The organism is Nocardia sp. NPDC006044, assembly GCF_042871115.1.
Taxonomy (GTDB): domain Bacteria; phylum Actinomycetota; class Actinomycetes; order Mycobacteriales; family Mycobacteriaceae; genus Nocardia.
In genome coordinates, this window is record NZ_JBIAID010000001.1 from 3,695,536 (window position 1) to 3,719,279 (window position 23,744).

General features: G+C 68.3%; 24 protein-coding genes. 16 read left to right on the plus strand and 8 right to left on the minus strand.

Going from position 1 to position 23,744, the window contains the following annotated elements; translation table 11 throughout:
- Window positions 1-8 precede the first annotated feature (8 nt).
- The 3 genes from ACFYO1_RS16905 to ACFYO1_RS16915 all read right to left on the minus strand — a co-directional run bounded on the left by ACFYO1_RS16905 (window position 9) and on the right by ACFYO1_RS16915 (window position 2,842).
- Entirely contained in the window at window positions 9-623 is a 615-nt protein-coding gene (locus tag ACFYO1_RS16905; protein ID WP_387231408.1) for a hypothetical protein, read from the minus strand.
- 147 nt (window positions 624-770) lie between these two features.
- The gene (locus ACFYO1_RS16910) at window positions 771-1,733 is read right to left on the minus strand and encodes a ferritin-like domain-containing protein (RefSeq protein WP_387231410.1); all 963 of its coding nucleotides are present in this window, start codon (window positions 1,731-1,733) and stop codon (window positions 771-773) included.
- A gap of 197 nt (window positions 1,734-1,930) precedes the next feature.
- Window positions 1,931-2,842 carry a manganese catalase family protein gene (locus ACFYO1_RS16915; RefSeq protein ID WP_387231412.1) on the minus strand — a complete coding sequence of 304 codons (912 nt, stop codon included), beginning with the start codon at window positions 2,840-2,842 and terminating at the stop codon, window positions 1,931-1,933.
- A gap of 198 nt (window positions 2,843-3,040) precedes the next feature.
- On the opposite strand from ACFYO1_RS16915, the gene ACFYO1_RS16920 reads away from it, so the two are divergent.
- From ACFYO1_RS16920 to ACFYO1_RS16940, 5 genes are all read left to right on the plus strand, one after another.
- Entirely contained in the window at window positions 3,041-3,169 is a 129-nt protein-coding gene (locus ACFYO1_RS16920) for a hypothetical protein (RefSeq protein WP_387231414.1), read from the plus strand.
- On the plus strand, window positions 3,166-3,375 hold the full coding sequence (locus ACFYO1_RS16925) for a hypothetical protein (protein ID WP_387231415.1): 210 nt from the start codon (window positions 3,166-3,168) through the stop codon (window positions 3,373-3,375). Before ACFYO1_RS16920 ends, ACFYO1_RS16925 begins: the two co-directional genes overlap by 4 nt.
- A 137-nt stretch (window positions 3,376-3,512) precedes the next feature.
- Window positions 3,513-4,109: a helix-turn-helix transcriptional regulator gene (locus tag ACFYO1_RS16930; protein WP_387231417.1), complete on the plus strand. Its 597-nt coding sequence runs from the start codon at window positions 3,513-3,515 to the stop codon at window positions 4,107-4,109.
- 99 nt (window positions 4,110-4,208) lie between these two features.
- Window positions 4,209-4,889, plus strand: a complete 681-nt coding sequence (locus ACFYO1_RS16935) for a PAS and ANTAR domain-containing protein (protein ID WP_387231419.1) — start codon at window positions 4,209-4,211, stop codon at window positions 4,887-4,889.
- 172 nt (window positions 4,890-5,061) lie between these two features.
- Window positions 5,062-5,880, plus strand: coding sequence for an RNA polymerase sigma factor SigF (locus ACFYO1_RS16940; RefSeq protein ID WP_387231420.1), 819 nt, complete (start codon window positions 5,062-5,064; stop codon window positions 5,878-5,880).
- Between the two features lie 6 nt (window positions 5,881-5,886).
- Here ACFYO1_RS16940 and ACFYO1_RS16945 read toward each other — a convergent pair whose 3' ends face one another.
- Window positions 5,887-7,227, minus strand: a complete 1,341-nt coding sequence (locus ACFYO1_RS16945; protein ID WP_387231422.1) for an APC family permease — start codon at window positions 7,225-7,227, stop codon at window positions 5,887-5,889.
- Between the two features lie 104 nt (window positions 7,228-7,331).
- Window positions 7,332-8,528 (minus strand): zinc-dependent alcohol dehydrogenase, encoded by a 1,197-nt coding sequence (locus tag ACFYO1_RS16950; RefSeq protein ID WP_387231424.1) that lies wholly within the window; start codon window positions 8,526-8,528, stop codon window positions 7,332-7,334.
- Window positions 8,529-8,756: 228 nt separating this feature from the next.
- On the opposite strand from ACFYO1_RS16950, the gene ACFYO1_RS16955 reads away from it, so the two are divergent.
- From ACFYO1_RS16955 to ACFYO1_RS16995, 9 genes are all read left to right on the plus strand, one after another.
- On the plus strand, window positions 8,757-10,934 hold the full coding sequence (locus tag ACFYO1_RS16955; protein WP_387231426.1) for a catalase: 2,178 nt from the start codon (window positions 8,757-8,759) through the stop codon (window positions 10,932-10,934).
- A gap of 37 nt (window positions 10,935-10,971) precedes the next feature.
- Window positions 10,972-11,982, plus strand: a complete 1,011-nt coding sequence (locus tag ACFYO1_RS16960; RefSeq protein ID WP_387231428.1) for an iron-containing redox enzyme family protein — start codon at window positions 10,972-10,974, stop codon at window positions 11,980-11,982.
- A gap of 31 nt (window positions 11,983-12,013) precedes the next feature.
- Entirely contained in the window at window positions 12,014-12,667 is a 654-nt protein-coding gene (locus tag ACFYO1_RS16965) for a HemK2/MTQ2 family protein methyltransferase (protein ID WP_387231908.1), read from the plus strand.
- Between the two features lie 52 nt (window positions 12,668-12,719).
- Complete coding sequence (locus tag ACFYO1_RS16970; protein WP_387231430.1) at window positions 12,720-12,854, plus strand: CDGSH iron-sulfur domain-containing protein; 135 nt, start codon at window positions 12,720-12,722, stop codon at window positions 12,852-12,854.
- 58 nt (window positions 12,855-12,912) lie between these two features.
- Entirely contained in the window at window positions 12,913-14,385 is a 1,473-nt protein-coding gene (locus ACFYO1_RS16975; RefSeq protein WP_387231432.1) for an FAD-dependent oxidoreductase, read from the plus strand.
- A gap of 307 nt (window positions 14,386-14,692) precedes the next feature.
- Window positions 14,693-15,787, plus strand: coding sequence for a glycosyltransferase family 1 protein (locus tag ACFYO1_RS16980; RefSeq protein ID WP_387231434.1), 1,095 nt, complete (start codon window positions 14,693-14,695; stop codon window positions 15,785-15,787).
- The gene (locus tag ACFYO1_RS16985) at window positions 15,784-16,896 is read left to right on the plus strand and encodes a glycosyltransferase (RefSeq protein ID WP_387231436.1); all 1,113 of its coding nucleotides are present in this window, start codon (window positions 15,784-15,786) and stop codon (window positions 16,894-16,896) included. Before ACFYO1_RS16980 ends, ACFYO1_RS16985 begins: the two co-directional genes overlap by 4 nt.
- Window positions 16,893-17,903 carry a glycosyltransferase gene (locus tag ACFYO1_RS16990; protein ID WP_387231437.1) on the plus strand — a complete coding sequence of 337 codons (1,011 nt, stop codon included), beginning with the start codon at window positions 16,893-16,895 and terminating at the stop codon, window positions 17,901-17,903. Before ACFYO1_RS16985 ends, ACFYO1_RS16990 begins: the two co-directional genes overlap by 4 nt.
- On the plus strand, window positions 17,900-18,751 hold the full coding sequence (locus tag ACFYO1_RS16995; RefSeq protein ID WP_387231439.1) for a glycosyltransferase family 2 protein: 852 nt from the start codon (window positions 17,900-17,902) through the stop codon (window positions 18,749-18,751). The genes ACFYO1_RS16990 and ACFYO1_RS16995 overlap by 4 nt, the downstream gene beginning before the upstream one ends.
- On the opposite strand, the gene ACFYO1_RS17000 is transcribed toward ACFYO1_RS16995, so the two are convergent.
- Window positions 18,724-21,159: a molybdopterin oxidoreductase family protein gene (locus ACFYO1_RS17000; RefSeq protein WP_387231442.1), complete on the minus strand. Its 2,436-nt coding sequence runs from the start codon at window positions 21,157-21,159 to the stop codon at window positions 18,724-18,726. The genes ACFYO1_RS16995 and ACFYO1_RS17000 overlap by 28 nt on opposite strands.
- Before the next feature lie 233 nt (window positions 21,160-21,392).
- Here ACFYO1_RS17000 and ACFYO1_RS17005 point away from each other — a divergent pair, with 233 nt between their 5' ends.
- The gene (locus ACFYO1_RS17005; RefSeq protein ID WP_387231444.1) at window positions 21,393-21,638 is read left to right on the plus strand and encodes a hypothetical protein; all 246 of its coding nucleotides are present in this window, start codon (window positions 21,393-21,395) and stop codon (window positions 21,636-21,638) included.
- 24 nt (window positions 21,639-21,662) lie between these two features.
- Here the strand turns inward: ACFYO1_RS17005 and ACFYO1_RS17010 are convergent, their stop codons facing one another.
- Entirely contained in the window at window positions 21,663-22,085 is a 423-nt protein-coding gene (locus ACFYO1_RS17010) for a low affinity iron permease family protein (protein WP_387231446.1), read from the minus strand.
- Window positions 22,086-22,213: 128 nt separating this feature from the next.
- Here ACFYO1_RS17010 and ACFYO1_RS17015 point away from each other — a divergent pair, with 128 nt between their 5' ends.
- Window positions 22,214-22,342: an LPXTG cell wall anchor domain-containing protein gene (locus ACFYO1_RS17015; protein ID WP_387231448.1), complete on the plus strand. Its 129-nt coding sequence runs from the start codon at window positions 22,214-22,216 to the stop codon at window positions 22,340-22,342.
- 27 nt (window positions 22,343-22,369) lie between these two features.
- Here ACFYO1_RS17015 and ACFYO1_RS17020 read toward each other — a convergent pair whose 3' ends face one another.
- Window positions 22,370-23,653 carry a lipase family protein gene (locus ACFYO1_RS17020; protein WP_387231449.1) on the minus strand — a complete coding sequence of 428 codons (1,284 nt, stop codon included), beginning with the start codon at window positions 23,651-23,653 and terminating at the stop codon, window positions 22,370-22,372.
- Window positions 23,654-23,744: the final 91 nt, after the last annotated feature.

Genomic DNA, 23,744 nt, shown 5'->3' on the forward strand with positions numbered 1-23,744 from the left:
ACACCGCATCAGCGCCGCGCGGCCGCTGGGTTCGCCGCGAAGCCCGCGTCCCAGGCGCGGTCGATCAATTCGGCGACGTCGATACGGCTCGCGTCGAGCACACCGGGGCTGGTGACCACGCTGTTCACGTAGGCGACCACGTGCTCGGCGACCAGATTATCCACGCGGGCGAACGCTCCGGTGAAACGCGCGAGCAGGTTCTGCGCCTGGACCCTGACGGCCACATCGCGCCGGGTGATCAATCGATGCTGGATGGACAGGGCACACGGTTCCTGCGGAACCAGCCGGACCCGCGTCCGTATGCACGCCGCGCCGAGATAGTCGGCCTGAATCCCGCCCAGTCCCACCCGAATTCGGAAAGTGACCGGGAAAATGACCGCGATATCGCAGCAGTCCGTTTCCGACGGTTCGATCCGAATCCGTTCCGCCTGTCCCCCGGCCACGGCGGACAAGAAACCGCCGGGCCCGATGGGGATGGGCCCGGTGTCGATCCGATCGCCGACGAGGCGATCGACCAGCTCCGCGACCCGCTCGGGCCGAGTCGCCGCGCGCAGCAAACCGTCGGCGAAGGCGATCCGCGATTGGTGAGACCGTTCTATCGGCGGCGGCTGCACAATGGTCATGAATACGCTCCTTCGTTGCGGGCCGGATACCCCGTCCGCGAGGACTGAGCGGCGAGTGCTGATACGAATTGTCTTGGCGTGCGTGAACACTCGCGGCGGCCCGCCCAGCCGAAAACGGAGCAGGCGGCCGCGAGCCGAGCCGGCCGGTCAGTTCAGACCGGTGACCTCCTGGGCGATCGCGGCGATCCGGGTCTGCGCCGCCGAGACCACGCCCTGGCGGTCCTTGTGCGCTTCCTCGTAGGCGAGGACGGCGCGCACGTCGCGCGGGTCGGTGAGTTCCTTGATGGCGGCGACGGATTGGCCGACATTCAGGTCGTCGTAGTCGGCGATGGGCAACTCCCCTGGCTCGAGCACACCCGTGCTGGTGCGGAACGAATGCAGCGTCTCGGCCGCACTACCCGCGCCCTCGCGGCGAGTGACCCGCTCGGCCGACTCCAGCGCGGCATCCGTGGACGCGGTCAGCGTTTTGACCGCGATATCGCCCGCGTGCGCGCCGCGGGCCAGCAGCTCGCCCAGGGCGGGCGGTGCGCTGCGGAAGGTGTCCAGCGCTCGATCGATGCCGCGGGTGGACCAGGTGACCGGGATATTGACCAGTTTCACCGCAGTGCCGGTGACCGCCTGGAACGGGGTGCGGCGCAAGGCCGCCGGGCCACCGAGGGCGTCCTCGGCAAGCACGGTGGTGAGCCAGTCGACGGTCGCCGAATGCGCGGCGATCAACCGATCCGCCACCGCCACCACCTCGGCGTGCTGGGCGGCGGTCGCCAGAGCCTTGACGTAACGGGCCCGGTCGAGCAACTGGTGCTCGAGCACGAGGTCGCCGAGCAGCGCTTCGTCGAACGGCTGGGCCTGTTCGCCCACGGCCTTGATCGCGGCGACCGCCCGGCCGACGAAGGGGCCGATGCGCTCCGGAACGCCGCCCAGTTCACGAATAGCGGCCTCGATCGCCGCTATCCGAGCGCGGGCGTGGTCGGCGTTCTCGGACAGTTCGCGGCGCACGGCTTCGGTGCGGGCCTGCGCGATACGGGTTTCGGCGATCCGGATCTCGGTATTGGTCAGATCCCGGATGGTGCGCAGTTGGGCGAGCAGGGTGGCGGTGTCGCGTGTACTCATGAATATGGTCCTTCGGCGTTGACATCAGGTAGGCGCAACGCTGCACCGATAGGTCGACTACCCCGCACCACGGTTTGAAACATTGCCCCGCAACAGTTCCGGTGGCGCGGCCCACGGACCGGCCGGAACCCGCCGCCGCACGGCCGGGGCTCCCGACGGCGATGTCGGGCACCCTGGCCTGCGAGAACGGTTACCCGTCAGGGGTTTTCGGGATCGAAAGTGTCCTTGATCTTGCCCATCAGACCCGATTGGGTGCCGACCGTGGTCGAACGCGGCTTACCCAGCGAACCGTCATGGGTGACGTAGAGCAGCGGGTCCGGCGCCGGCGGAGCTGCCTTGTCCCCCAACGGAACCGGATCCGGGATGAAACCGTTCTTGTGCACGCCGTCGGGAGCCATCCCGTGCGCCCACGGCCCCTGATCGGCGGCCGCGCCGTCGGACAGATGCCACAAACTGGTGGCGTGCTCGGCATGTTCCTCGTCGAACAACGCGTTCGGCGCGATCGTATCCTCGACCCCGTCGGCCTTGAGCTGCTCGATCGCCGAGAGCCACATGTTCTGGTGGTAGGTATCGCGGGCCAGGTTGAACTTCAGCATGTCCTTGACGCCCGGGTCGTCGGTCATGTGATAGAGCCGCGCGGTCTGCACCCGCCCTTGGGATTCCGCGGTGACATTGGCGCGAAAGTCGGCCAGCAGGTTGCCGCTGGCCACGATATAGCGCCCGTTCCACGGCACCCCGTTGCTGTCGGCGAGCACCGGACCACCACCGGACACGATCGCCTGCTGCGGATCCATCCCGCCCAGCACCGCCGCGACCACCGGATCCCCCAGCGCCGCCGAGGTCGCGTGGGTAGCGGGCGCCCCTTCGAGCAACCTCGCCACCATCGTGGCGATCATCTCCACGTGACCGATCTCCTCGGTCGCGATATCCATGATCAAATCCTGGTACTTGCCCGGCATCCGGCAGTTCCACCCCTGGAACAAGTACTGCATCGTCACGGTCATCTCACCGTAAGCGCCGCCGAGGAGTTCCTGGAGCTTGCGCGCGTACACCGGATCCGGCTTCTCCGGCTTGACGTCGAATTGCAAATGGTCGGTATGTCGAAACACTGTGTCCTCCAGCACTAGCAGAGATATCGGTCCGGCGCGACTACCTCGAACAGGGATTGGCAAACCACGACCGTCTCGCTGCGCCAGTCTCCGAATCCCGCTCCAGCACAACAGATCCGAGCCGCCGCCCGGATGACCGGCGGCCCACTCCGTCGCCGAGCTCGAATAACTTGCCGGACAACGAACTATCCTGGAGTCATGACCACCACCGACCCTGTCGCACCGTTCGACCGGCACGGTGCCCAGACCTCGCATCCGCTGTCCACCTCGGCTCGCCGATGCGGCCTCGTCCGCACCGGCCCGCCCAGCGGTCGCCCGGCGCCATGAGCACGTGTCGCGCGGCGGCGGTGATCGCTCTCCAGGCCGCACTCATCGGATACGACGCCGACCGGACCGCCGCCGGTCTGTGGGAACTGAGGGCCGCGATCGCGTCGGCTCGCCGCGCCGGCGTCGACGTCGCGGCGGTGCTGGAGCGCACGGTCGCGGTGCTGTGCACCGACGAGCAGTTGCGCCGGATCGCCGACGCCGCCTGACCGGCGACCAGTGCGGATGCCGGAGAACAGGCGATTCCGCGGCGACATTCGATACGGTGGTGGTGGCCGGATGTCGGCCCGAAGATTCGGGTCATAGTCGGCCGTCACTGTCCTGCAGACGATCGGGTGATGGGGTGATGACATCGAAGACGAATTTCGACGGCCACGACACAGCCGCGATCGAGGAGTTCCTGCGGGCGGTCACCGCCCCCGGATACGTCGGACCGGCCCCGGATCTGTACGCCGTGCGGCTGGTTCGATCGGTCATCGCACACCAGCACAGCGTCGAGGCGACGACTAGGTCCCTCGGCTTGGCCGACCAGGCGGCGGCGTACCTGGCCGCGTGTGTGAAAGCCGTGCTGCCCGACGAGCGCACCGCCGACGAGCCCGTGGCGACCACGGGCACGGCAGCGGAATCGGTGCGACTCGGCGTCGAGTACATGAAGGCGAACCTGCGCGAAGAGGTTGACGTCGCCGATATCGCCGCAGCGGGTTTCGTCTCCGTCCGGTCCATGCAACTGGCGTTTCGCCATGAACTCAATACGACCCCGATGGCCTACCTCCGCCATCTGCGGATGCACGCGGCGCATGCGGAACTCGACGAGGCCACTCGAGGAGACGGCTTGACCGTGACCAGCGTCGCCATCGGCTGGGGCTTCGCGAACCCCGGCCGTTTCGCGGTCACCTACCGTCATATCTTCGGCCAATCCCCGCACACCACCCTCAGCAATTGACCCGGCGACCCCGGCGATCCAGCATCCGCGACCTGACCCCGGTCCGACTCCGATACGGCGCTGACCGGCCCAGCCGCCTCGATCTGGGATGATCGTGCGGTGACCGAACGGCAGGATTCGACCGGCGACAACTACGTTCCGGAGTGGGTACAGACCCCTGGCGACCGGCCGATGGTCGGGAGTTTCCGGTTCTGGTTCACCACCGGCCGGTGGGAATGGTCGCCCGAGGTCTATGCCATGCACGGCTACACACCGGGCGAGATCGAACCGACCACCGAGCTGGTGCTCGAACACAATCACCCCGACGATCGCAATCACGTCGCCGAGGCGATCACCCGCTCCATCCGTCAGGGCGAACCGTTCTCCAGCCGGCACCGCTTTCTCGATACCACCGGTGGCGAGCACGCGGTCATCGTGGTCGCCGACCGCATTTTCGACGACAACGGCCGACCGGTCGGCACCACCGGGTTCTACATCGACCTCTCCGACCGGCTCGCCGAGGTCGAGCAGGACATGATCGACACGACGATGCCCGAGATCATCGAGCACCGCGAGGCCATCGACCAGGTCAAAGGTGTGCTGATGTACGTCTACCGGATCAGCGCCGAGCAGGCGTTCAAGGTGTTGCAGTGGCGGTCGCAGGAGACGAACACGAAACTGCGCGCCCTGGCCGAGCAGATCCTCGTCGAGCTCGGCCGGGCCCAACCTTCGCCCGCCACCGTGAACGAGTTCGACAACATCCTGCTCACCGCGCACACGCGCGTCCCACCGCCGGATTAGGTCGGCTGGTCTGGCGGCCGGTTCGTAATTCGTCCCTCCAATCGACAAGACCTTCGCTATCTGGACTGACGCGGACGGCTGCGGGCTGAGAAGGTGAAGGAGCGTCAAGGCGACTGAGTACGTTCAGACCATGAGCTGACCTCACCGCGAATCGTGGCGCAGGGAAGTCCTCATGACCGACCACTCCACTCTTATTGCTCCCCGCGCGCACAGCCGGCGCGGCCATGATTCCTACGACGGGATCGAGCCCTCGATAGCCGAGCTCGCCGACCTGACCCCCGGTTCGCGCGAACATTCCCGCCTGCGCGAGGAGATTCAGCACCGGTGCCTGCCGCTGGCCGACCACATCGCCCGGCGCTACACCGGACGCGGCGAACAGTACGAAGACCTCTACCAGGTCGCCTGTCTCGGGCTGGTCGCGGCGATCGATCGATTCGACCCCGCGCGTGGCACCCCGTTCACCGCGTTCGCGGTCCCCACCATCATGGGCGAGGTGCGCCGCTACTTCCGCGACCACGGCTGGGCGGTGCGAGTTCCGCGGCGTACCAAGGAGATTCAGCTCACTCTCGCCCCTGCCGTCGAGGCCCTGTGCCATCGGCTGACGCGGATGCCGACGGCGGTGGAGATCGCCGTCGAACTCGGGGTCGATCTGCTCGAGGTGACGCAGGCGATGCTCGCCGCGAACGGGTACACCAGCGACTCCCTCGACACCTCCGTCCATGAGAGCGACAGCGACTTCGCGCTCAGTGTCGCCGACACCTACGGCACGGTGGACCCGAGCTATCAGCTCACCGAGGAAGCGCTCACGATCGCACCGCTGCTGGACGAGTTGCCGCCCCGCGAACGACTAATCCTGCACCTGCGGTTCTTCGGCGGTCAGACGCAGGCACAGATCGCGGAGCGGTTGGGCGTCTCCCAAATGCAGATCTCTCGCATCCTCAGCAGAACGCTCACCCAGCTCCGGGAGCAGGCGCTGACCACCGCGGAATGAACCGGTTCAGCGGGAGGCGGAGTTCCCTTGGAGCTCCGCCTCCTTCCGTTCGACGACCAGGACGCCCCGCCGTGCGCGGACCGCGTTGACCGCCGCGAGCAGCACGCCGACCGCGACCAGGATCAGCCCGCGCAGCCAGACCTCGCCCTCGATCCGGGTGAACAGGAACAGGCACGACGCCAGCCCCAGCCACGGGACGACGACCGGCACCCGGAAATGATCGGGCTCGCCGGGTTCCCGGCGCAACACCAGCACCGCGGCGTTGACCGAGGCGAACACGACCAATAGCAGCAGCACCAAAGTCGCTGCCAGGGAGTCGATTTCGCCGGTCAACGCAAGGGCCAGCGACACCGCCGAGGTGGCCAGGGCGGCCACCCACGGCGTTCGCCGGCCGGGCAGCACCCGGCCGAGGACCCGCGGGAGCAGTCCGTCGTTCGCCATGCCGTACACCAGCCGGGACGACATGATGCCGGTGAGCAGCGCGCCATTGGCCACCGCGACCAGCGCGATCAGGCTGAACACCCAGTCCGGCAGGTTGCCGGCGGCCCGCACGACCTCCAGCAGCGGACCGCTGGACGCGCTCAGTTGCTCGGTCGGCACGCTCGCGCTCGCGACGACCCCGATCAGCACGTACACCACCCCGGCCGTGAGCAGCGCGCCGAACAACGCCCGCGGATAGGACCGGCGCGGATCCTTCACCTCCTCGGCCAGATTCACCGAGGTCTCGAATCCGACGAAGGAGTAGAACGCCAGCACCGTCCCGGCCAGCACGGCGTCGAATCCGCCGTGGCCGGCGGTGCCGAGGTGGGTGAGCCGGCCGAGGTCGGCGTCACCACGCGCGATGATCCAGGTCCCGAGGCCGATGATCAGAACCAGGCCGCCTAGTTCGATCAGAGTAGCCACGAGGTTCGCCCGCAGGGATTCCGTGACCCCGCGGATGTTGAGCGCGGCGAGTGCCGCCAGGAACACCACCACGACCGCCGCCAGCGGCCAGGACACCAGCGCTTCCAGATAATCTCCGGCGAACGCGCGGGCCAGTGCGCCCACCGAGACCAGCCCGGCGGCAAGCATGCAGAAGCCGACCAGCGACCCGGCCGCAGGCCCGAAGGCGGCGGTGACATAGTGCGATGAACCGCCTGCCCGGGGATATTTGGTGGCCAGCTCGGCGTAGGAGCCGGCGGTCAAGGTGGCCAGCACGAGGGCGGTCAGCAAGGGCAACCAGATCGCCCCGCCCGACTCCCGCGCCACCGCGCCGACCAGCACATAGATGCCGGCTCCGAGGGTGTCACCGAGGATGAAGAAAAACAGCAGGGACGTACTCACCGTCCGGTTCAACGCCAGGGCCATGATCCTCCGATACCCCGATGATCTCCGTTGACGCGCATCGGGGCGATTAGGGTTCGGCCGCGTTCAGTGCGCGAGTCCACGACCGGAGGATGGGTCGGCATCGATCAGTTCGATCCGCCGGCCGGATCGAGCACGATCTTGATCGCGCCGTCTGCCTTGCGCTGGAAGATGTCGTACGCCTCGGGCGCGGCGTCGAGCGGAAGCCGATGGGTGGCAAAGGTTTCCACGCCCAGCGGGTCGTCGTCGCCGAGCAGCGGCAGGATGTCGTCCACCCAGCGTTTGACGTTGGCCTGACCCATGCGGAGCTGGATCTGCTTGTCGAACAGGATCCGCATCGGCATCGGGTCGAGCATGCCGCCGTACACGCCGATCAGCGAGACCGTGCCGCCGCGGCGGACGATGTCGATGGCGCTGTGCAGGGCGGCCAGCCGGTCGATCCCGGCGGTGCCGACCACCTTCTCCGCCAAGGCATCCGGCAGGAATGCCGCCGAGCGTTGCGCGATCGAGGCGATCGGCGAACCGTGCGCCTCCATCCCGACCGCGTCGATCACGGAATCGGTGCCGCGGCCCTGGGTCATCTCCCGGATGACGTCGCCGATCGGCTGATCGATCGCCGACAGGTCCACGGTTTCGATGCCACGGCCGGCCACCCGGCGAACCCGCTCCGGCACCAGGTCGACACCGATCACCCGCAGGCCGCGCTGCGCGGCCACCCGGCAGGCCATATCGCCGATCGGTCCCAGGCCGAGCACGGTGAGCGACCCGTCCTTCGGCACCCCCGCGTACTCGACGGCCTGCCAGGCCGTCGGCAACACATCGGACAGGTACAGGAACCGGCTGTCGGGCGGTCCATCCGGCACCTTGATGTGGGTGAAGTCCGCGTGCGGCACCCGCAGATATTCGGCCTGTCCGCCCGGCACCTGGCCGTAGAGCTTGGAGTAGCCGAAAAGCGCTGCCCCGCAGCCTTGTTCGCGTACCTGAGTGGTCTCGCACTGAGTGCTCAGTCCCTGATCACACATGAAGCAGTGCCCGCAGGCGATCTGGAACGGGACGACGATCCGGTCGCCCACCGACAGGTTCCGCAGGCCGGGGCCGACCTCTTCGACCACGCCGATCGGTTCGTGGCCGAGTATGTCGCCTTCGTTCATGAACGCACCGAGCACCTCGTACAGATGCAGGTCGGAACCGCAGATCCCGGAGGACGTCACCCGGATGATCGCGTCGGTCGGCGCTTCGATCTTCGGGTCGGGAACCGTGTCGACGCTGACCTTGCGCCGGCCTTGCCATGTCACAGCTTTCATCTCAGCTCCTGGCTAATCGCGGATATCGTGCCGCGACTACCCCTGGCCACCGCGGCGAAACCGCGTGGGTGCGGCGCGTCGTTTGGCTCGGGCAGGGCCGGGTAACGCCAGGCTCGAGTCCATGCATGCCACCCCTTCGGCGGGCTCGCTCATCGACCCGTGCGCCGGACGGCGCACCGCTCGAGCGCGCCCTCGGGCCCACCAGCGACTACAGGAGGTACCGCCGAAATGTCTCCATCCACCCGCGGATCGAAGTCGAAGTCGAAGTCCACTCCCCCGCCGACCGTTCCCGGGGTACCGGGCGTCGAGCCACCCTCGCCGCAAGAGCCGACCCAACCTCGTGAGCCGCTGCCGCCCAAATCCGATCAGGTAGCGCCCGAACCGGTCTCACCGACGGGCCATCCGCTCGACGCGGACCCCCGGTCGATGGCTCAGCAGGGAGCCTTCCTGACCACCGCACAGGGAGCACGAGTACCCGATACCGACCACTCGCTGAAGGCGGGCCCGCGGGGGCCGGTCCTGTTGCAGGACCACCATCTGCGCGAGAAGATCACCCATTTCGATCACGAGCGGATTCCCGAGCGCGTGGTGCACGCCCGTGGCGCCGCGGCGCACGGGGTATTCGCCGCCAACGGCGCGGCGAAGAAGATCACCTGCGCGTCCTTGTTCGAGAAGGGTAAGGAGACACCGGTTTTCGTGCGCTTCTCCACCGTGCTCGGGTCACGGGGTTCGGCCGACACGGTCCGGGACACCCGCGGCTTCGCCACGAAGTTCTACACCGACGAAGGCGTCTGGGATCTGGTCGGCAACAACATTCCGGTGTTCTTCATCCAGGACGGGATCAAATTCCCGGACATCATCCATGCCGGGAAACCCCATCCGGACCGGGAGATCCCGCAGGCGCAGAGCGCCCACGACACCTTCTGGGACTTCGTGTCGCTGCACACCGAGGCCACCGCGCACACGCTCTGGAACATGTCCGACCGGGGGATCCCGCGTTCCTATCGAATGATGGAAGGCTTTGGCGTCCATACCTTCCGCCTCGTCGACGCCCGCGGGAAGACCGTCCTGGTGAAATTCCACTGGAAGCCGAAACTGGGCGTGCACTCGTTGCTCTGGGAGGAGGCGCAGATCGCCGCCGGCGTCGATCCGGATATGCACCGCAGGGACCTCGCCGACGCCATCGAATCGGGCGCGTTCCCGCAGTGGGATCTGGGTGTGCAGGTGTTCCCCGACACCGAGGACCAGATGTTCGAGGGGATCGATCTGCTCGATCCGACCAAGCTCGTGCCGGAGGAACTCGCACCGGTCCAGGTGATCGGCACGATGACGCTCAACGGGAACCCGGTGAACTATTTCGACCAGACCGAGCAGGTCGCCTTCCATCCGGGGCACCTGGTCCGCGGCATCGACGTCACCGACGACCCGCTGCTGCAAGGCCGGTTGTTCTCCTACCTCGACACGCAGATCTCCCGGCTCGGCGGCCCCAACTTCGCGCAGCTCCCGATCAACCGGCCACACGCCCCGGTCAACGACATGCTGCGGGACGGAATGCACCAGACCGCAGTGCATTCCGGCGTGGCGCCGTACCGGCCGAACAGCCTCGACGGTGGCTGCCCGTTCATCGCGGGCGCGGACACGACGTTGATCGAGTTCCCCGAGCAGGTGGCCGGCGCCAAGGTCAGGGAGGCACCCGCGACCTTCGACGACCACTTCAGCAGCGCCCGGCTCTTCTACGCCAGCCTCACCGAGATCGAGCAGGCCCACGTCGCCGACGCCTACAGCTTCGAACTGGGCAAATGCTACGAGAAGTCGATCAAGGAACGCGCGGTGACGGTGCTGCGGGAGATCGACGAGCAACTCGCCCGGACCGTCGCGGGCCGGCTGGGAATTACGTTGCGCGGCAAGGGAACCAAGACGGTCGAGGTCACTCCCTCGCCCGCGTTGTCGCAGCTCGGCGGCAGCTGGCCCAGCGACGGCCGGATCATCGGCATCTTCGCCGACGAGCAGTCCGATCTCGCGGCGCTGGCCGCCACCGTGCGCACCATCGCCGAGCAGTCGATGACGCCGCTGGTCATCGCGGCGCACGGCGGCGAACTCGGCAGCGGCACAACGCAGGTGACCGTTTCACGAACCCTCGCCACCGCGCGATCCATCGAGTTCGACGCGCTACTGATCGCCGCCACCGCCCCCGACCCGCGACTCACCGTCCTGCTCCAGGAGGCCCACCGGCACCTCAAGGGCATCGCGTACACACCCGGGGGGCAGGCGGCCGTGCACGCCGCCGGAATCGCCGACAGTTCGGCCGGGGTCGACGCCGCGGACGGCATCGGCGCCGCCTTCGACCTGCTCGCGGCCGCGCTGCCCGAACACCGCGTCTGGGCCAGGGCCGCCGAACTCGCCTGATCCGCGTCGAGCCGCCGATCTTGGGTACGCCGACCTCATGACTACCTCTCCCGTCGCCGAGGTCGGCGTCCTGCCCACCCCGCGTGGCGAGCTGTCGGCGGCCGTCAACGACGTGCTGTCCCGCCCGCCGGGTAGCTCCGTTCCGCGGCTGCCCGAGCTCGACCCCTACGGCGAGGACTTCCAGCTCGCCCTGCACACCTGCTACGAGCTGCACTACCACGGCTACGGACCGGTGGACACCGGCTGGGAATGGGATCCGGGCCTGCTCACCTTGCGCTCGGCGATGGAAAAGCGGTACCTGCGGGCCTTGCACGACGATGTCCCCGGCGGCGCCGACCTCGACGCCGAACTCGAGCGAATGCTGGTGACCCCCGCCGAGGAGACCGGCGTCAGCGCGTTCCTGCGCGACGAGGGTCAACCGTGGCAGCTGCGCGAGTACTTCGTGCAGCGCTCCATCTATCACCACAAGGAAGCCGATCCCTACGCCTGGGTCATCCCGCGGCTGCGCGGACAGGCCAAGGCGTCGCTGGTCGCGGTGGAGTTCGACGAGTTCGGCGGCGGCCGCGGCGACCGCGTGCACGCTCGGCTCTACGCCGATCTGCTGGCCGGCGCCGGACTCGACCCGGGCTACCTGCGCTACCTCGATCTTGTGCCGGCCCCGATGCTCGCGCTGGTCGACATGATGTCGCTGTTCGGCCTGCACCGCGCCTGGCGCGGTGCGCTGGTCGGGCACTTCGCCAGCGTGGAGATCACCTCCCCGCCCGGTGCCCGGCGCATGGTGCAGGCGATTGGGCGCTGGGACGAATTCGACCCGGCCTGTGCGCTGTTCTACGACGAGCACGTCGAGGCCGACGCGGTGCACGAGCAGGTGATGCGCGAGGTGATCATCGATCTGCTCGACCGCGAGCCGGAGCTGCGCGAGTCCGTCGTGTTCGGCATCCAGGTCACAGATCTCCTGGAGGACCGGCTCGGCGACCTATTGCTCGGTAGCTGGCGGGCAGAGCGCACCTCGCTGCGCGAACCGCTCCCCGTCGTTGATCGTGATTAGATCCGGATTTGCCGGGCAATGCGTCCCGGTGATGTTGTTACGCACGCCGGGCGTCTACCGCCCGCAGACGGATACCTGGTTGCTGGCCGCCGCGTTGGCCGAAGCCGCCCTTCCCCCTGGCGGCGACGTGGTCGACGTGTGCTGCGGCACCGGCGCGCTGGCGGTACACGCCGGGCTCGCGGGCGCGGCCTCCGTCACCGCGGTCGACATCTCCCGCGCGGCGGGCCTGTCGGCCTGGGCCAATTGCCGGGTACGCGGCATCGAGGTCGAGGTGCTGCGTGGTGATTTCGAAAAGGCGCTTCGAGACCGGCAATTCGACATCTTGCTGGCCAATCCCCCGTACGTGCCGCACCGGCGTGGACAGCCGGTCCGCGGCCGGAGCCGGGCCTGGCATGCCGGAACCGACGGCCGGTCCTTTCTCGACCGGCTCTGCGGGCGAGCGCCCGATCTGCTGACGCCGCAGGGCACGGCGCTGATCGTGCATTCCGCGGTCGCCGACCCCGACCGCACCATCACCCAGCTGCGTGACGGCGGGTTGAAAGCCGCGGTCGTGGCGCGCGCGACGATCCCGTTCGGGCCGGTGATGCGACGGGGTGTCCCGCATCTGGTCGCCCAGGGGTTGATCACGCCGGGGCAGCAGTACGAGGAATTGGTGGTGATCCGTGCCGACAAGACCCGGAAATGACCGGCGGAGAATAACTTTCACCGCCGACGGTCCTGCCCTCGTGGAGGGCCCGGTGGAAATCGTCACCGCCGACGGCACCACGATCGACTGCGACCGGTTCCGGGTGGCGCTCTGCCTGTGCAAACGCTCGAAGAACTACCCGCTCTGCGATACCAGCCACCGCAGGCGCAGTCGCCCCGCGGGCTGATCTCCATACCCGGAGGACAACGCGGTTTCGACCTGGACAGCGCGGGCACCCGCGCACCATGACCTCGCTGTGGCTAGACGGCGCACCCGCCGATACGTATCCGCCGGTCGAGCCGGGCAGGTGGTTCGAGCACGTCGTCGTCGGCGGTGGCCTCACCGGCGTGACGACCGCCCTGCTGCTGGCCCGCGGCGGTGCCTCGGTGGCCCTGCTCGAGGCACGCACCCTCGGGGCGGTCGCGACGGGCAACACCACCGCGAAGCTGAGCCTGCTCCAGGGCACCCACCTATCGAGTATCGCGAAGAAGCACTCCGAGGAGACGTTGCGCGCCTACGTTGCGGCCAATCGCGAAGGGCAGCAATGGATGCTGGACTTCTGCGCCGCCGAAGGCATCGATGTCCAGCGCGAACCCGCCTTCACCTACGCGCAGAAGCCCGGCGGCACAACACAGGTCGAGGCCGAACTCGCGGCGTGCCGGGCGGCCGGCCTCGATGCCCGGTGGCAGGACGAGCTGGAACTGCCGTTCCCGACCTACGGCGCGGTCCGCGTCGACGACCAAGCGCAATTCGACCCGGTAGCCGTGCTGCGTGGATTGGCCGCTGCGGCGCAACGGTCCGGCGCGGCGATCTTCGAGAACACCAGGGTCACCGGCGTCAGCGGCGACGTGGTGCAGACCGAGCACGGTGCGATCCGCGCCGGAACGGTCGTACTCGCCACCGGCACACCGATTCTCGACCGGGGCGGGTTCTTCGCCCGGCTGGAACCGATGCGTTCCTACGCGCTGGCCTTCCGCGTGCCAGGACCGATTCCGCACGGGATGTATCTGTCCGCCGACGCACCGACCCGTTCGCTGCGCTATGCGCCCCGATCGGACGGCGAACTCCTGCTGGTCGGCGGCAACGGGCACATCGTCGGACGCGAGCCAGCGACCGGCTCGCAGGTCGACGATCTCGTCGAATGGACGCGGAACCATTGGCCCGCAGCGGAATTGACGCACAGCTGGTCGGCGCAGGATTACTCGCCGATCGACGGGTTGCCCTACGTCGGGCCGCTCGTGCCGGGCAGCGATCACATTCTCCTGGCCACCGGATACTCGAAATGGGGAATGACCAACGGCGTCGCCGCGGCCCTGGCGATCTCCGAGCGAGTGTTCGGCAGGCGCAAGGAATGGGCAACGGTGCTGCAAACGTGGCGGCCACGCGAACTCACCGGGCTCGCCACGGCGATCAAGGCCAACGGCGGCGTCGCGCTCGCCATGGCCGGGGGCTGGATACGGGCGGAACTGCACGGTGACGGGCACGTGCCCGCCGAGGGCACGGGCCGGGTCGTCCGCGACGGCCTCACACCGGTCGCCACCTGCACCGTGGCCGGAAACACCAAGACCGTTTCGGCGATCTGCCCGCATCTGTTCGGCATCGTGCGCTGGAACGACGCCGAACAGACCTGGGACTGCCCCCTGCACGGCTCCCGCTTCTCGGCCGAAGGCGACGTGCTCGAAGGCCCCGCGACACATCCCCTGACACCTCGCGACTGAGTCGCGCCGCGCGGCGAGTTCCGCCGACCAGCACGCCGCTGAAACCGATTGGCGGCGTTGTCATCTCGTGGACGACAGTGACCGCGATGCCGTACAAGGACAGCGCGCCCGCCCGGTTTGATCGAGAAAACGCAGGGTAGATCGGCAACGACCCAGCCACCTGATCGTTTGTGAAAGGGGTGCAAGCCATGCAAATCCGCGAAGGTACGCGACGGCAGATCCTCGACGGTACGCGGCGCGTTCATGATGATGTCGCGACCGGTGCGCAACGGGTGCCCGAGGTGGGCCCGGTGCAACGGTGGTCGGCATGACCGCGCTCGCCGATGCTCGAATGCACGCGGGCGCCAGCACCCTGCGGGTAGCGTCGGTGCCTGCTTCGCACGTCTATGTACGGCACCTGTCGGCCGTGGACGGGGATGACGGTGTGCTGCGACTACCCGATCCGCGCCCGGCCGACGGGCGCACGGTGCCGGGCGGCTGGTGGCCGCCGGTCATGCTCGACCCGCGGTGGATCCGCGACAATCACCGCAGCTTCGATGTCTTCCACGTGCACTTCGGCTTCGACTCGGTCGAGACCGAGACGCTCATCGACATCGTCGGCGAGCTACGCGAACACGGCAAGCCGCTGATCTACACCGCGCACGATCTGCGCAACCCGCATCAACCCGATCCGCGCGGGCACCGAGAACAACTGGATGTGCTCATTCCGGCTGCCGACGAGATCATCACCCTCACCCCTACCGCGGCGGCGCGGATCGAGCGGCTGTGGAATCGAAGACCGCGCGTATTGAGCCACCCGCACGTGCTGGAGCGCGAGTTCATCGTTCGGCCACGTCCGGCTCAGCCCTTCGTGCTCGGCGTGCACGCGAAAAGCCTGCGCCCCAACATGGATCCCCTGCCGATCCTGGACATACTCGCCGACACGATAGCCACCCTGCCCGGCGCGGTGCTGCGCATCGATCTGCACGACGAGCTGTTCGCCCCGGACAACCACTGGTACGACCCGGACACGGGCGCGGCCCTGGTCGACTTCGGCCGCCGCCCCGGCGTCGAGGTCCGGGTACACGAATACTTCACCGATGATCAACTGTGGCAGTATCTTTCGTCACTGACGGCATCGCTGCTGCCCTACCGCTTCGGCACGCATTCGGGCTGGCTGGAAGCCTGCTACGACCTCGGCACCGCGGTCATCGCGCCGAGCTGCGGCTGCTACGCCGAGCAGCGGCCCTGTGCGGTCTTCGGTTTCGACGAGACGCATTTCGACGCCGACTCGCTCGAGCGCGCGGTCCGCTCCGTGTACGAGGGCGGCGCCGAACGCGCGACGTGGTCCGCGCGCCGGGCGGAGCGCAGCGAGCTGGCGGCCGCGCACCGCGCCATCTACGAGCAGGTGCTGGCCGGATGACCGCGGGCAACGGGTTGTCCATCGCCCTGCTCGCCTCCAACCGGCATCCGATCAAGCAACCCTTCGCCGGCGGGCTCGAAGCACACGTGTGGCACCTGGCCCGCGCCTTGCAGGCGCGGGGCCACCGGGTGACGCTGTTCGCCGCCGACGGTAGCGATGTGCGGGCGGCGGATTCGGCGTTGCGGGTGCAGGCCTTCAGCCCGAGCGCCGCGGCCGCCGCCGATTCGTCGATGCAGCCGCGACAGTTTCTCGCCGACCACCATGCCTACTTGACGGTGATGACCGACCTCAGCGCGATCGGACCGACCTCGTTCGACGTCATCCACAACCACAGCCTGCACTATCTGCCCGTCGCCATGGCTCCGGCGCTGGGCGTCCCGATGCTGACCACCCTGCATACCCCGCCGACGCCGTGGCTGGAATCGGCCCTGGCGGTCAGCAAAGGGCTCGGTTCGGCATTCGTCGCCGTCAGCAAGCACACCGCGCACGCGTGGCGCCATGCCGTGCGTCCTGTCGGCGTCGTGCCCAACGGGATCGACCTGCGGGCGTGGCCGAGCGGTGCCGGCGGTCCCGATCTGGTGTGGTTCGGACGGCTGACCCCGGAGAAGGGCACACACCTGGCGATCGCCGCCGCACGCCGCGCCGGGCGGCGGCTGCATCTGGCGGGCCCGGTCAGCGATGCCCGCTACTTCCGGGATGCCATCGAGCCCGAGCTCGACGACAACACCCGCTATTACGGCCATCTCGACCAGGCGGCGCTGGCCGACCTGGTCGGCTCGTGTGCGGCCGCGCTGGTCACCCCGCTGTGGGATGAGCCGTACGGCCTGGTCGTCGCGGAGGCGCTCGCCTGCGGCACCCCGGTCGTCGCGTTCGAACGCGGCGGCATTCCGGAGATCGTGGGTCCGGACTGCGGCAGGCTCGTCGCCGCCGGTGACGTCGACGCCCTGGCCGCGGGCGCGGCGGAGGCCGCGACGCTGTCGCGCGCCGACGCCCGCGATCGCGCCGTGGCCGCGTGCGGCATCACCGCCATGGTCGACGCGTATCTCCAGCACTACCGGCAGCTCGTCACCGTCCCGGGTTATGGCGAATACCACAGGGGGGCAGCATGATCGGCTACTACATCCACCATCACGGCGTCGGTCACCTCATCCGAGCCCGCGCCCTTTGCGCCGAAATCGACTCGCCCGTAACCGTTCTCAGCTCCATGCCGGTCGACGACCCGGTCTTCGCGCGAACGGTCGTACTGCCCGCGGACGACGCCGGGACCGATGTGGTGGATCCCACCGCCGCCGATCGCCTGCACTGGGTCCCCAAAGCCGATGCGGGACTGCGCGATCGGATGGCGGCCGTCTCGGGCTGGATCGCCGCCGAACGCCCCCGCGCCCTCGTGGTCGACGTATCCGTCGAGGTGGCGCTGCTGGCCAGGTTGCACGGCGTGCCCGTGGTCAGCATGGCGCTGCCGGGCACCCGCACCGACGCCCCGCACACTTTGGTACACGACATCGCGGACGCCCTGATCGCCGCTTGGCCGCGAGCGGTCTACGACCCGCCCTGGCTGCACCCGTACGCGGATAAGACGCACTACGTCGGCGGAATCAGCCGATTCGCGGACCATCCGCCGATCGCGCCCCGCGACACCCCGGCCCGGCCCACCGTTCTGGTCCTCGCGGGCGCGGGCGGCAGCGGCTTCACCGCGGCGTCCGTTCGCGAATGCGCGGACCGTCACCCGCAGTACCGCTGGCGCACAGCGGGTTTGGATGATTGGACCGATGATCTGTGGCCGTTGCTGAGCACCGCCGACGTGGTGATAGCTCACGCGGGACAGGGCGCGGTGGCCGATATCGCCGCCGCGGGTAAACCCGCCGTGTTCATCCCGGCGCAACGCCCGTTCGGCGAGCAGCACGCCACCGCGAGCGCGCTCGCCGACGCGGGCCTCGCGCTCGCCGTCGACGAGTGGCCCGGCCCGCACGAGTGGCCTGCGCTGATCGACGCGGCGCTGCGCCTGGACGCCAGCCGCTGGCGACAGTGGCGGACCAACGGGGCCGCGGGCCGGGCCGCAGCCGTCATCGATCACGTCGCCCGGTCGGTCTCCCCCGCGCGTACACCTGCCGCATGAGAACCGCGGTCATCACTCTGGCGGCGCGGCGAATCACCCACCTGCGCAACCAGATACGCGGACTGGCCCGGAGCACGGCGGCACCCGGCGATCACCTCGTCGTCGCCATGGGCGACCCGGAGGCCCTCGACCTCGCCCGGCACCATCGTGCGCATGGGGTGTGGCTCGACGCGCGGACGCCGCAACTGCCGCTGGCCCACGCCCGCAATCTCGGTGCCAGGACAGCGATCGCCCGCGGCGCCGAACTCCTGGTGTTCCTCGACGTGGACTGCATCCCCGACCCGCAAATGATCGCCCGCTACCGGGCCGCCGCCACCGACGAGCCGCTGCTGCTGTGCGGACCGGTCACCTACCTCCCGCCCGCCCCGCCGGCCGGATACGACCTGCCCGGCCTACGCCGGCAACGCGCGCCGCATCCGGCGCGACCGGACCCACCCGGCTCTACCTGCGTCGACAGCACCGATTTCGACCTGTTCTGGTCGCTGTCGTTCGCCCTCACCGCCGACACCTGGCGCCGCATCGGCGGCTTCTGCACCCGCTATCACGGCTACGGCGGCGAGGACACCGACTTCGCCTACAAGGCCGCCGCGGCCGGCGCCCGGCTGCGCTGGACCGGAGGCGCCGACGCCTACCACCAATACCACCCCGTCTCCGACCCGCCGATCGAGCATCTCGACGACATCCTCACCAACGCAACGACTTTCCACCGCCGCTGGGGCCGATGGCCGATGCGCGGCTGGCTGGACAGCTTCGCCGCCGACGGGCACATCACCTATGACCACGCGGCACAGCGCTGGCACCGGACCGCAGATCTAGTGGCCTACGGCGCGCCAGGCAAGAGTTCGTGAACCATCGCCTGCGCGCCGCCCGCGGTCGGCTCGATCGCGGGATCGAGCGGCGCCGAGGCCGCGGTGGTCGGCGCCGGCGACGGCGTCTCGGCGCCCGCCAACCGCCGAAGCCGGGCCGCGCCGGTCTTGAAGAGTGGCTGCTTCGACGCCGGGTCCCACGCCGTCGGTGTGAGTTCGTTGGCCGCGCGCCGATGGCCGGTGTCCGCGGTGTCCCAGTACCCGTAGTGGAACGGGACGAACAGTACCCCGCGACGGATCCCGCTCACCCTGGCGAGAGCACGCAGGCTGCCGCGCGGAGTCGACACCTCGACCAGGTCACCTTCACCGACGCCGGTTTCGTCGGCGTCCTGGCGGGAGATCTCCACCCACACTTCCGGAGCCGCCGCCTGTAATTGCGGCGCGCGGGCGGTCTTGGTGCGGGTATGGAAGTGATAGAGGGTTCGGCCGGTGATCAACGCCAGCGGGAACTCGGCGCTCGGACGCTCTGCGGCAGGGTGGTATCGCGCCGCCTTGATGATCGCTTTCGCATCCGGGTTCAGCGCACGGTAGTCCTCGGCCGTCAGCGATTCGCCGGTGACCACGTCCTTGCCGTAGGACTCGCAGTAGTCCGGTGCACTCCAGAACCCGCCGTCGGCGTACAACCGCTCGGTGCCTTCGGGATGTGCTGGCGTACAAGGCCATTGGATGCCCGAACCGCCGCGAAGCAGCCCGTAGGTCAGCCCCGTGTAATCACACGGCCGTCCCGCCGAGCATTTCTTCCACGCTTCGAAAGCCGACTCCGGGTCGTGCCACGGCGGCAACGGGCGGCCGTCGTTGTCCCGGAATCCCATCCGCCGCGCGTAGTCCAAGAAGATGTCCAGATCGGATCTGGCCTGCCCCGGCGGTTCGATAGCTTTGTCGGACAGGTGAACTGTGCGATCGGCGTTGGTGAACGTCCCGGTTTTCTCGCCCCAGGCCGCGGCGGGCAACACCACATCCGCCAGCGCGGCCGTCTCGGTCAGGAAGATGTCCTGCACCACCAGGAACAGGCTGTCCTCGGCGAGAAGCGCACGGACCCTGGATAATTTGGGTAGCGACACCGCCGGATTGGTCGCACTGACCCACAGCATCCCCAGGCTGCCGTCCTCGGCCTTGTCGAAGATCTTCATCGCGTGGGTCGGCGGTTCGTCATGCGCCAGGCGGGCACGATCGACATGCCACAGCTCGGCCAGCTCGGCGACGTGTGAATCGTTGGCCCAGTTACGAAATCCGGCCAGATCACCGTCGGCGCCGCACTCCCGGGTGTTCTGCGCGGTCGGCTGGCCGTTCATCTGCAGTACGCCACACCCGGCCCGCCCGAGCATCCCCCGGACGAGGTGAATGTTGTTGACCTGCACGGCGGCTGCCGTTGCCTGGTGCGACTGATAGAACCCCTGCAACACGGTGGACAGCAGTCGCCGCGCGGTACCGAGAATCCGGGCCGCCTCGCGCAGGTCCTCGACCTCGACATCGCATATTCCGGCCACCACCTCTGGCGAGTAATCCGCGACGCGCGAACGCAATTCGTCGATTCCGACGGTGTGCGCGGTGATGTAGTCCGCATCGATCCAATGGTTGGCGAGGATCTCGTGCAGCAGCCCGTTCATCAGCGCCACGTTCGTTCCCGGCAGCGGCGCGAGATGCACGCTCGCGCGCGCCGCGGCCGGTGTGGGCCGCGGATCGACACAGATCAGCCGGGGCGGATTCGGTCCGGCGAGCCGATCCAGGATCCGCGACCAGAGCACCGTCTGGGTCTCGGCGACATTGTGGCCGTAGAGCGCGATCACGTCCGCGTGGTCGACGTCGGTGTAGGACCCGGGCTGGCCGTCGCTGCCGAAGGACTCCTTCAACGCCTCGGCCGCGGTCGCCGTGCAGAGCCGGGTGTTGCCGTCGAGGTGATTGGTGCCGATGCCGCCGCGCGCGATCACGCCCAGCGTGTAGTACTCCTCGAGGAACAATTGGCCCGAGGTGTAAAAGCCGATCGACTCGGCGCCACGCTCGGCCAGCAGCGCACGGCTGCGCCGCACGATCCGATCCATCGCGGTGTCCCAATCGGTTTCCACGAGTTCGCCGTCCCGGCGGATCAGTGGACGCGTGAGCCGATCAGGGGCGGCGTTCGCCTGCCAGCCGAACAGATCCTTCGGACCCAGCCGACCGCGGTTGACCCGGTCCACCGCGCGCCCACGCACCCCCACGATCGCACCGTCCCGCACCGCGATATCCAGGGCATCACCGTTGGAATGCAGCACCGATGCCGACTGCACCCAGCGCACCTCGGCAGGATCCACACCCTCGGCGAGGTACATGTCCACTCGAGCGGGCCAGCTCTCACCCGGCCCATACGGTGTGCGCCGGCCCCAGGGCTCCCCTATCCGATCTCGTCGCTCCATATCCGCCCGCTTACCCTGCGCAAAGACCGGCAATCCGGCGCTACCGGTGTCCAAGCACGCGCCGACTGTCCCGCCGCGCATGGGAGGCGAGCACACCGCCTCGCCGAGATCGCGGATTACTGACGAACGTGACGGGTAGTGCGTCACTGCGGCTGATCGGCATCCCCGATCGAACGGCCGCACGCGAGACGGCCGCCACCGGACCGCGTCACCCACGACAAGCGAGGAGCACCATGGTTTCCCAGGACGTCATCGCCCAACTCCGCCAAGACATCACCACCGCCACCGACGCAGGCGACCAGGCCACCGCCGATCGGCTGCGTGCGGAACTGAGCTCGGCGATCGACGCCGTCGACAACGACGATCCTGCGCTGAGCAACGAATCTGGTGAATCCGGTGGCACGCCCGATCTGGCGGGTACCGGTGCGGCACCGCAGCCACCCGACGCGGTGCGCGAAACCGGCGACGACGCGCAATAACCGCCCGACTGAGTCAGCCCTGGTTCACGCCGACTCCCGATCCTCCAGACCGACAGCGTCGGCCAGTTCCCGGCGGTGCCGTTCCAGTTCGGGATGTTCGGCGCTCAGTTCGCCCATGAAGTCGGACAGCGCGTCGGCGATGGCGTTGAGTTTTTGCTGCACGGCCTCGTCGGAACGGGACTGAGTATTCTGCAGGAGCGCGACGAGCAGGAACGTGATGATGGTGGTCGCGGTATTGATCACCAGTTGCCAGGTGTCGATGCTCGGCAAGAGCAGGAACGTCGGCGCCCACAGCACTACCAGCAACACGCAGAAGACGAAAAACCCTGCCTTGGCGGTCAATTCAGCGGCACCGGTGGCGAACCGATCGAAGACCGTCAACTTGCCCCGCACATCGGACGGCATGGTCTTGGCCGCACTGCCGCGGCGGCGCACATCGTTGTCCATGAACCCGTTCTCCCTTCCCCTACCGCCGCATACCCGCGATCCCGCGATTCAATCCCGGCACCACCGGTGCGTAGCGAGGATGTTGCCGACTCCGGGTTCGACCACGCGGATACGGGTAGGCCACCCGCATGGAGCTACTCGTAATCCTCGGTATCGCGGTGTTGGTCGGCGCAGTGCTGGTGTTCCGCAAGCGGAACGGCAAACGGCACGATACGTCGCTGTCCACCGGCAATCCATCGGGCAACGACGACGATTGATCGCGGCTCGGCGCCTTGCCCGATCGGCTACCTCGGGGTGATGAACTGGGACTGCACGGTGATGCTGCTGCATCCGGCCGGCACCGCGGCGTCGGTGTTGACGCGTTCCGCGAGCCAGGAGAACGCGCCCGGCGAGGCCGAGAAGATCGTGCTCATGTGCTCGGCCCATTGCTCCCGGATGTAGGTGACCCGGGCCCCACCGGCGCACAGCTCGTCGACCATCCGGTCGGTCGAGTACACCGGAATCACCTCGTCCTGCACGGCTTGGAAGACGTACAGCGGCGCCGACGGCACGCGGGTACCCAACCTGGCCTTGTCGATCACCTCGGCGAGCGGCGGCAACGCCAGCACCTGGTCCAGCGGGATGTCGAAATACCGTTTCCAGTCGCCGAAGAACTGCTGGGCCAGCGTGGTGGACAAGCACTGCGTCTGGATCTGCTCCATCACGGCCACGCCCTCGGGTGTCAGGTGCGGTCGCATCGCCGCTTCGACCTCGGGATAGGTGGCGTAATAGGACGACAGACCGCTACCGACTATGGCGGAGAAGGGTCCGCCGTTCGTGGTGAACAGTGCCGCATTGATATCGGCACCCGGACCGCCGTATGCGGCGCCGGTGATGTTGAGTTCGGGTGCGTAACTGGGTTGCAGCTCAGCCGTCCACCCCGTCGCGAAACCGCCGCCCGAATACCCGTACAGGCCGATGCGATTCTCGGCGCCGAGACCGAGCGGAGCGAATTGCCGGGCCGCGCGAATGCCGTCCAGCGCCATATAACCGGGCTCCTGGGCGACCGGGAAGTGGCCGAATCGCCCGCCGAAGTCGGGCGTCGACACCACCCAGCCGTTCTGCAGCATCGTTTGCAGATCCTTGAGCTGCCCCGTGGTCTCCAGCGAGGACTGGGCGCCGGCCTGCAATCCGTAGGACGGGACGCATTGCGGCCCGGAGGCGTCCTCGAACATCTGCAGCGACACCAACGGACGATCCGGTCGGACATTGTGGGGCAGGAACACCGTGGTGACGGTGACATCCGGCTGATCGAAGACGTCGGTCGTGCGATAGAGCAATTGCCAGGCTTGCGCCGGGAACGGCGCCACCAACTCGATCGGCCGGGAGCGCAGAATTGCCCCGGGGACCGCGGACTCGAAACCGGCCGGCGGCTGATAGAACTCATCCACCTGCGGCAGGGGTGGCGCCGCGCCCGCCGGACTCGGGGAAACGATCGCCGGTCCGGCGAACATCACGAGGATGGCCACTGCGGCAACACCGAATCCGCGGACGCGTCGCTGCGCCTCACAGAACATCTCGACCTCCATCGTTGGGATGCTCCGACTTCGCCCATGGGCGCAGCGTTCGGACCACCGTCGGCCGGACACATCCGCGCTAGAGGCAATGGCGTAGCAATCG